This is a genomic window from Pseudonocardia sp., assembly GCF_025465255.1.
Classification (GTDB): domain Bacteria; phylum Actinomycetota; class Actinomycetes; order Mycobacteriales; family Pseudonocardiaceae; genus Pseudonocardia.
Genome location: NZ_JAODNI010000246.1, coordinates 21,836 through 29,206 on the forward strand (window position 1 = coordinate 21,836; position 7,371 = coordinate 29,206).

Sequence of the window (7,371 nt, forward strand, 5' to 3'; positions counted from 1 at the left end):
CACGAATGCGTATCGGCCGCGGCGTGCCGTGGACCCCGCCGGGCGGGTCTCGCCGCCGGTGCGCGATTATCGAGGGGACATGACTGCCTGGTTGTCCGTCCTCGTGCCGCTGCTGGTGATGTTCTTCGCGCTCGGAATGGAGCGCGTCGAGTCCCGGTTGCGGGAGTCCACCCTGCGTCAGGACGAGCTCGACGAGATGCTCGAGCAGCCCCGCCCGGACGAGCTGCGTGCGCTGTTCCGGCAGGGAACCGGTCGCGCGCTGGAGCTGTTCCGTCTGCGGAACCGGGGCGCCAGGCGCCCGGCCAAGCGGAGTAAGGTATCGCCGTAGCCCGATCGGTCGCCGTGATCGACCGGGCGGGGGGCCGTTCGGGTCGGTCCGCCAGCACGATTCCTCCGTTCGAGCACGGTTTGCATGCCCTGTCTCGTCACACTGTGCGGAACGACCCCCTAGACTGGCGCGCCGATGACCCGCCGCGTTGTGGCCGGGTGGACGAGGAGCAGGGTTGTGGACGATGTTCTGATCCGGGCTGGGATCTTCCAGGGCGTGGAACCTCACGCCGCTGAGGTGCTGGCCCAGACGCTGGAGCCCGTGGAGTTTCCGCGCGGGCACGTCATCTTCAGTGAAGGTGAGCCCGGTGACCGGCTGTACATCATCGGCAGTGGCAAGGTGAAGATCGGCCGCAAGTCCCCGGACGGCCGCGAGAACCTGCTGATGGTGGCCGGTCCGTCGGACATGTTCGGGGAGCTGTCGATCTTCGACCCGGGCCCGCGCACGTCGTCGGCCACGGCCGTCACCGAGGTCCGCGCCTACACGATGGACCGCTCCGCCCTGCGCGAGTGGATCGGGAAGCGCCCGGAGATCGCCGAGCAGCTGCTGCGCGTGCTCGCCCGGCGGCTGCGCCGCACGAACAACATGCTCGCGGACCTCATCTTCACCGACGTCCCCGGCCGCGTCGCGAAGTCGCTGCTGCAGCTCGCCCGGCAGTTCGGCTCCCAGGAGTCCGGCCTGCTGCGGGTCACGCACGACCTCACGCAGGAGGAGATCGCGCAGCTCGTCGGCGCCTCGCGGGAGACCGTGAACAAGGCGCTCGCGGACTTCGCGCACCGCGGCTGGCTGCGGCTCGAGGGCAAGAGCGTGCTGATCCTCGAGCCCGAGCGCCTGGCCCGCCGGGCCCGGTAGGTCGGTGACAGGCCTGTGACGGACCTGGCCCGGAAATAACCGGTACGGCCGTACCAGAATGTGCGACCCTCGGGTCGTGTCCGTCTCGCTGTCCGACTACCGCGCCGCCGTCTCCGAACCCGGCGCGGTCGCCCCCGTGCTCGCGTCCGCCCTCGCCAGGCTGCCCATCGCCATGTTCAGCCTGGCCACGCTGCTCTACGTGCAGCGTGAGAGCGGGTCGTTCGCGGTGGCCGGTGCGGTGTCGGCCGGCTCGCTGATCGGTGTCTCGCTCGGCTCGGTGGTCCAGGGCCGGGTGATGGACCGGCGGGGCCCGTCGCAGGTACTGCTGCTGGTCGCGGCCCTGTTCGCGCTGGCCGCGGCCGGCCTCGTCGTGTCGATCGAGAGCGGCGCGCCGCTCCTCGCGCTGATCCCGCTGGCCGTGCTCGCCGGCTTCACCCAGCCCGCGATGCCCGGGGCCTCCCGGGCGCTGTGGGCCGAGCTGGTGCCGGCCGGCCCACGTCGCGAGGCGGCGTACAGCTACGAGGCCATCAGCCTCGAGGTCTTCTTCATCCTCGGCCCGGCGCTCGCCGCGTTCCTCGTGACGGCGCCGTGGTCCGGGACCGGCCTGGTCGTCGCCTCTTCCGCGATGGTCGTCGGCTCGGTGGCGTTCGCGCTGTGCCGTCCGGTCCGGGCCACCCGGCCCGCGCCGCGGGCCGCGTCCGGCGGCGGGCTCTCCGGCGTCGTCGGCGTCATCGCCGATCCCGGCATGCTCACGGTCGCGATCGCGTCGCTCGGGTTCGGCCTGGTCATCGGCTCGGTCGAGGTGGGTGTCCCGGCGGTGGCGTCAGCGCTCGGCTCGCCGTCGCTGGGCGGGGTGTTGCTCTCGGCGTGGTCGGTCACGTCCGTGCTCGTCGGGCTGCTCTACGGGATGCGGCCGTGGCCGCGTCCGCTGTACCTGCGGATCCCGGTCCTGATGGCGGCGTTCGGCGCGCTGGCGGTGCTGATGTCCGTGGCGGGTGCGAGCGGCTCGCTCGTCCTGCTGGTCCTGACCATGCTGCTGGCCGGCGGGCTGATCACGCCGCAGGTCACGGGGCACTCGCTGGGCGTCGAGCTCGTCGCCCCGGGTGGCAGCGCCACGGAGGCCTTCGGCTGGGTGGTCACGGCGGCGACGCTCGGGATCGCGCTCGGGCAGTCCGTCGCGGGGGTCGCGGTGGAGGCGTCGGGCCCGGCGGCGGCGTTCGTCGCGGGCGGACTCGGCGGCCTGGTCGTGGCGACGGTCCTGTGGTTCCGCCGCCGCACGGTGCGGATGCCGGACCCGGCGCCCGTCGTCGCGGCCGTCTAGCTTCGCAGGTACTCGAGCTGGGCCTTGACGGAGAGTTCGGCGGCGGGCCAGAGCTTCTCGTCGACGTCCGCGTACACCGTCTCGACGACCTGGCGCGGGGTCGCGCCCTCCGGCAGCGCCTTCAGTGCGGCCCGGACCTGGGCGAGGCGCTGTTCCCGGTGCGCGAGGTACTGCGCGGCGACGGCCGGGGCGTCGGCGAGGTCCGGACCGTGGCCGGGGAGCACGGCGGTACCGGGCGGCAGGTCCGCGAGGATCTTCAACGAGTCCAGGTAGGGCCCCAGCGCGCCGTCCGGATGCGCGATGACCGTAGTCCCCCGGCCCAGGATCGTGTCCCCGGTGAGCACCGACGGGGTGCCGCCGCCCGGGCCGGCGAGCAGGAACGAGATCGAGTCCGACGTGTGTCCCGGCGTCGCGACGACCCGCAGCTCCACCCCGGCCGCGGCCACCACGTCGCCGTCGCCCAGGGCCTCCGAGCCCAGGACGAGCGTCGGGTCGAGCGCCTGCACCGGCGCGCCCGTCAGCTCGGCGAAGCGGCGTGCGGCGCCCGCGTGGTCCGGATGCCGGTGGGTCAGCAGGATCCGCGCGACGGGACCCTGCTCGGCGATGCGGCGGAGGTGCTCCTCGTCGTCCTCCTCGCCCGGGTCGATCACGACGCACTCCTCGACGCCCGGCGCGCGCAGCACCCAGGTGTTCGTCCCGTCGAGCGTCATGGGCGACGGGTTCTCCGCCAGCAGGACCGAGGCCAGGGCCGTGACCGGGCGCAGCACCCCGTACGCGGGATGGCCGACGCGCCCGACGGGCGGGGGCGTCGCGCCGGGCGGGGTCATCGGAGCTCCGCCTCCGGGATCGGGCCGGTGAAGTCCGCCTGACCCTCGACCGTGATCACGGTCCGGCCGTTCCGTCTCCTGACCTCCGGCCGGATCGCGACGATCGTCCGCTGCTCGGCCGCCGCGACGACGTCCGCGGCCCGTTCGAACGTCGCCATGTCCTCGAGTGTCCGCGTGGTCGGGATCATCAGCTCGATCTCGCCGGCGTCGCGGCGTTCGAACGCCTCGGCCGGATGCCACCAGCCCGCCTCGACGGCCTCGGTCGTCAGCGCGTCCGCCTCCTGGCCCTCCGGCACGAGGGTCACGAAGAAGACCGTGTCGTAGCGGCGCGAGGGTCCGGGCGGGGTGATCCACCGGGACCAGACGCGCAGCAGGTCCGAGCGGAGCACGAACCCGGCCTCGGACAGCACGTCGGCGAGCGGACGGCGGTGCGCGGCGAGGTCCTCCCGCCACTGTGCGGCCTGCGGTTGCGGGGCCAGGGGAGGCGCCCCGGCGGGGCCGGCCAGGAGCACGCCGCACTCCTCGAACGTCTCGCGGACGGCGGCGGACACGGTCCCGCCGGCGAGGTCCGCGGGGACGCCGATCGTCTCGGCCCAGTCCTCGGGCGAGGGACCCGCCCAGCCGTCCGCGTCCGGGACGTCGGACGGGTCGACGCTGCCTCCGGGAAAGACGGTCATGCCCGCGGCGAATGCCATCTGCGGCACGCGGCGCTGCAGGAACACCTGCAGCGGGCTGCGGCCCGCAGGCGGGTTCGGGTGGTCCCTCAGCAGCAGGACGGTGGCGGCCGGCCGGGGGGCGACCGGCGCCGCAGGGGTGTCGGCGGTGACATCCTCGGTGCTCACCTTCGGACCATAAGCCATGTGAAGCGCGACGTCCGGCGCCGTGCGGCGTGAACGACGCCACGCTTCGACCGGCACGATGTCCGCGTGGACCAGTTGCGTATCGGGCTCGTCGGAGCCGGGCCGTGGGGCCGCGGTGTACACGCGCCGGGCATCGCCGGGCATCCGCGGGCCGAGCTCGCCGGGGTGTGGACGCGGCGGCCGGAACCGGCCCGGGAGCTCGTCGCGGAGCACGGCGGGGAGGCGTTCGGGAGCTTCGAGGCGCTGCTCGACGCGGTCGACGCCGTCGCCTTCGCCGTTCCGCCGCAGGTCCAGGGCGAGCTCGCGCCGCACGCCGCGGCCGCCGGGAGGCACCTCGTGCTGGACAAGCCGCTCGCGGACTCCCTGCCCGCGGCGGAGCAGGTCGAGGCGGCCGTCGCGGCCGCCGGGGTCTGCTCGACGACGATGCTCACGATGCGGTTCGATCCGGCTGTCCGCGCCTGGCTGGCCGGACTGTCCGGCGGGCCCGCGGGAGCCGACACCGTCGGGTCGGCGCGCTGGCTCTCCGGGGCGCTCCTGGGCGGCCCGTACGCGGGTTCGGGCTGGCGGGCCGAGCGCGGGGCCCTGCTGGACATCGGACCGCACGTCGTCGACCTGCTCGACGCCGCGCTGGGCGAGGTGCGGGACGTCGAGTGGGCGCGCCTCGACGCGCCGGACCTCTGGCGCTTCGGCCTCGTCCACGCGGGCGGCGCGCACAGCACGGTGACGCTGTCCCTGCGGCTGCCGGTGGACCCCACCGAGGTCGAGGTGACGGCGTTCGGCGCGGCCGGCCGGCACGTCCTCGCGACCCGACCGGCGGACCCGGTGGCCTGCTACGGCGTGCTGCTCGACGAGTTCGTCGACGCGGTCCGCGCCGGTCGCGTCGACGGCCCGCAGAACGTCCGGCGCGCGCTGCACCTCCAGCGGGTGCTGGCCGCGGTGCAGCGCACGTCCGGCTCCTGACCTCGGGATCCTCGGCTCAGGCGATGTCCGGCGGTCCGAGCGGGTGGCCCTGGGCGTGCCCGTTGCGGTGGCCGTTCTGCCCGGCCTCCGGGCCCGGGTGGGCCTGCTGCGGACGGGCACCCTGCCGGGACGGACCGGGGTACGGGCCGGTGTCCCGGCCCGGCGGGCGCTCGCGGGACGCCAGCTCCTCCTGGAGACGGCGGAGCAGCTCCCGCTCGCGGCCGGACAGTGCGGCCAGCGCCTCCGCCGACGGCTCCTCGCCCGGCGCGGGCCGGGGTGCGGCGGGGGCGGTGTCCTGACGGGTGTCCGCGGGGTCGGCCAGCCAGGGGGTGCCGTCCCGGCCGTCGGTGGGTGGGGCGTCCGGGGTGTTGCGACGGTACTCCCCGGGACCGGGGCCGGCCGGGTCCTCCGTGCGCGGGTCGTCCGGGGTTGTGCGGCGGAACTCGCCGTGACCGGGGCCGGCCGGGCCCTGGTGGTCCGGGGTGCGCACCTCGGCGTGGCCGCCGGGACCGGCACCGTTCGGTTCGGCCGTCGGGCCGTCGGATCCCGGGGTGCGGAGGTCGGCATGACCGCCCGGTCCAGCAGAGCCCGCGGGAACCCCGGAGGCGTCGGGCCGGCCGTCGCGCGGCCCGGTGCCAGCCGGGCCTGCGCGGTCCGGGCCCGTGTTCCGAGGCCGGTCACCGGGGCTCTCGGCGCCGAACCGGTCGCCCCCGAACCCCTCCCCGCCGAACTCCTCGCCCCCGAAGCGCGCTCCGCCGAAGGTGTCGCTACCGGGCCCGACATCGCCGACGCGATCCCGACCGGTGGGCCGGGAGCCCTGCTGGCCGGTCCACGAGCGGCGGCTGCGGCCCGTCCCGGGTGGCTGTTCCGGCGACTCGCCGAAGAGCGACCCGGGTGCCTCCCCGGGCGGCGGGCCACCGAACGCGGGACGGCTGAAGGCGGACCGATCGTAGGCGGGCCTGTCGAAGTCCGGTCGCTCGGCCTCCGGCTCGCGGCGGCGCCGGGGCCGCTCCGGTGCCGGAGGCTCGCCGCCGTGCTCCTCGCCGAGCGACCCCGGGGCATCGCCCGCGTGGTGATCGTCGTGGCCGTGATCGTCGTCGCGGCGGTCGTCGTGCCGGGGGTCGTCGTGCCGGTGGTCGGGATCGCCGTGATCGGGCCGGCCGGGATCGGGCCCGGCGCCCGCCGGGCCTTCGAGGCCCGGACGGCTCACGTCCGGGTCCACGTTCCCGGCGTCCGCCTCGGGCTCCGACCCGGGAAGGGGCCCGAAGAGGTGGTCCGGCTCCGCGGCCCGGCGGGGACGGTCCGGCGCGTCGGCCCGGTGCCCGGCGGCGGCCGGACGGTCGTCCGCCGAGCTCCCGCCGAACAGGACGTCCTGCGCGGGCGCCGCCTCCGACAGTTCCGCCGCGAGCGCGTCGACCTGCTCGGCCGGGCGTGGCGCGGCGTCCTCGGGCCGGCCGCCCCCGGACCGGGACGACAGCCGCGGGACGGGCCGCGGCGCGGGCAGGCCCTGGGGCGTCGTGTCCGTGACGTCCGAGCGGTGGCGGGCCCGTCGCCGTCCACCGGGGAGGGGACGCAGCGTGGGGTTGCCGTCGACCGCGGCCCGGCGACCGTACGGCGCGTCGTCCGGGACGCCGTGATCCTCGGCGCCGTCCACGGCATGGTCGTCGTCGGCCGGCACGTCATCCGCCGCGGAGCCGTCGGGGTCGGGCACGGCCGGCTCGGCGGTCCTCGGGAGGGGCTCCGCGTCGGCCGGCGTCTCCGCCGGCGACGGCGCGTCCGCCGGCCCGCGTCCGCCGTCGGGCATGGCCCAGTCCCCGGACGCCCAGTCCGCGGCCCAGGACGCCTCGCGCACACCGGACTCGCGCACACCGGGCCCCAGGGCCGGGCCGGGCGAGACCGCGGGTGCGGACTCGTCCGCCGGTTCGAGCAGCGGCTCCAGGAGGGACCGGTCCAGCGGGCCGCTGAGCGCGTCCACGTCGTCCGCCCGGCTCTCCGGCTCGGGGCGGGCGCTGTCGCCGTCCGGCGCGGGCGGGACCACCGACAGCGGCGGCCCGATGCGCGGCCCGGGGGCGGGACGCGGGGCCCGGGACGGCAGTACCTGCGGCGCCTGCTCGGTCTGCGGGCCGGTCTCCGGCGCGCCAGAGATCTCGGCCTGCTCGTCACGACCCGGTACGGGCGGCCGGAACCCGCGCGGCGCCGCGCCACCACGCGGCGGCGGGCCCG

Annotated in this window: 6 protein-coding genes and 1 pseudogene; 4 read left to right on the top strand and 3 right to left on the bottom strand. The window is 76.3% G+C overall.

From position 1 onward, the window contains the following. Positions 1 to 79 precede the first annotated feature (79 nt). The 3 genes from JWP64_RS30795 (at position 80) to JWP64_RS30805 (ending at position 2,501) form a co-directional block, all read left to right on the top strand. Positions 80 to 328 (top strand): hypothetical protein, encoded by a 249-nt coding sequence (locus JWP64_RS30795; protein ID WP_297504036.1) that lies wholly within the window; start codon positions 80 to 82, stop codon positions 326 to 328. A 177-nt stretch (positions 329 to 505) separates the two neighbouring features. Next, positions 506 to 1,180: a Crp/Fnr family transcriptional regulator gene (locus JWP64_RS30800; RefSeq protein WP_297504038.1), complete on the top strand. Its 675-nt coding sequence runs from the start codon at positions 506 to 508 to the stop codon at positions 1,178 to 1,180. A 58-nt stretch (positions 1,181 to 1,238) separates the two neighbouring features. Next, positions 1,239 to 2,501 carry an MFS transporter gene (locus JWP64_RS30805; protein WP_297504041.1) on the top strand — a complete coding sequence of 421 codons (1,263 nt, stop codon included), beginning with the start codon at positions 1,239 to 1,241 and terminating at the stop codon, positions 2,499 to 2,501. Here the strand turns inward: JWP64_RS30805 and JWP64_RS30810 are convergent. After that, complete coding sequence (locus JWP64_RS30810; protein WP_297504044.1) at positions 2,498 to 3,328, bottom strand: MBL fold metallo-hydrolase; 831 nt, start codon at positions 3,326 to 3,328, stop codon at positions 2,498 to 2,500. The two genes, JWP64_RS30805 and JWP64_RS30810, sit on opposite strands and share 4 nt — an antisense overlap. Next, the gene (locus tag JWP64_RS30815) at positions 3,325 to 4,170 is read right to left on the bottom strand and encodes an NUDIX hydrolase (protein ID WP_297504047.1); all 846 of its coding nucleotides are present in this window, start codon (positions 4,168 to 4,170) and stop codon (positions 3,325 to 3,327) included. The genes JWP64_RS30810 and JWP64_RS30815 overlap by 4 nt, the downstream gene beginning before the upstream one ends. 84 nt (positions 4,171 to 4,254) lie before the next feature. Between JWP64_RS30815 and JWP64_RS30820 the strand changes: the two genes are divergently transcribed. Further along, positions 4,255 to 5,148 carry a Gfo/Idh/MocA family oxidoreductase gene (locus JWP64_RS30820; RefSeq protein ID WP_297504050.1) on the top strand — a complete coding sequence of 298 codons (894 nt, stop codon included), beginning with the start codon at positions 4,255 to 4,257 and terminating at the stop codon, positions 5,146 to 5,148. Positions 5,149 to 5,164: 16 nt separating this feature from the next. Here JWP64_RS30820 and JWP64_RS30825 read toward each other — a convergent pair. Continuing rightward, positions 5,165 to 7,371, bottom strand: a pseudogene (locus JWP64_RS30825) (hypothetical protein); the annotation flags it as partial.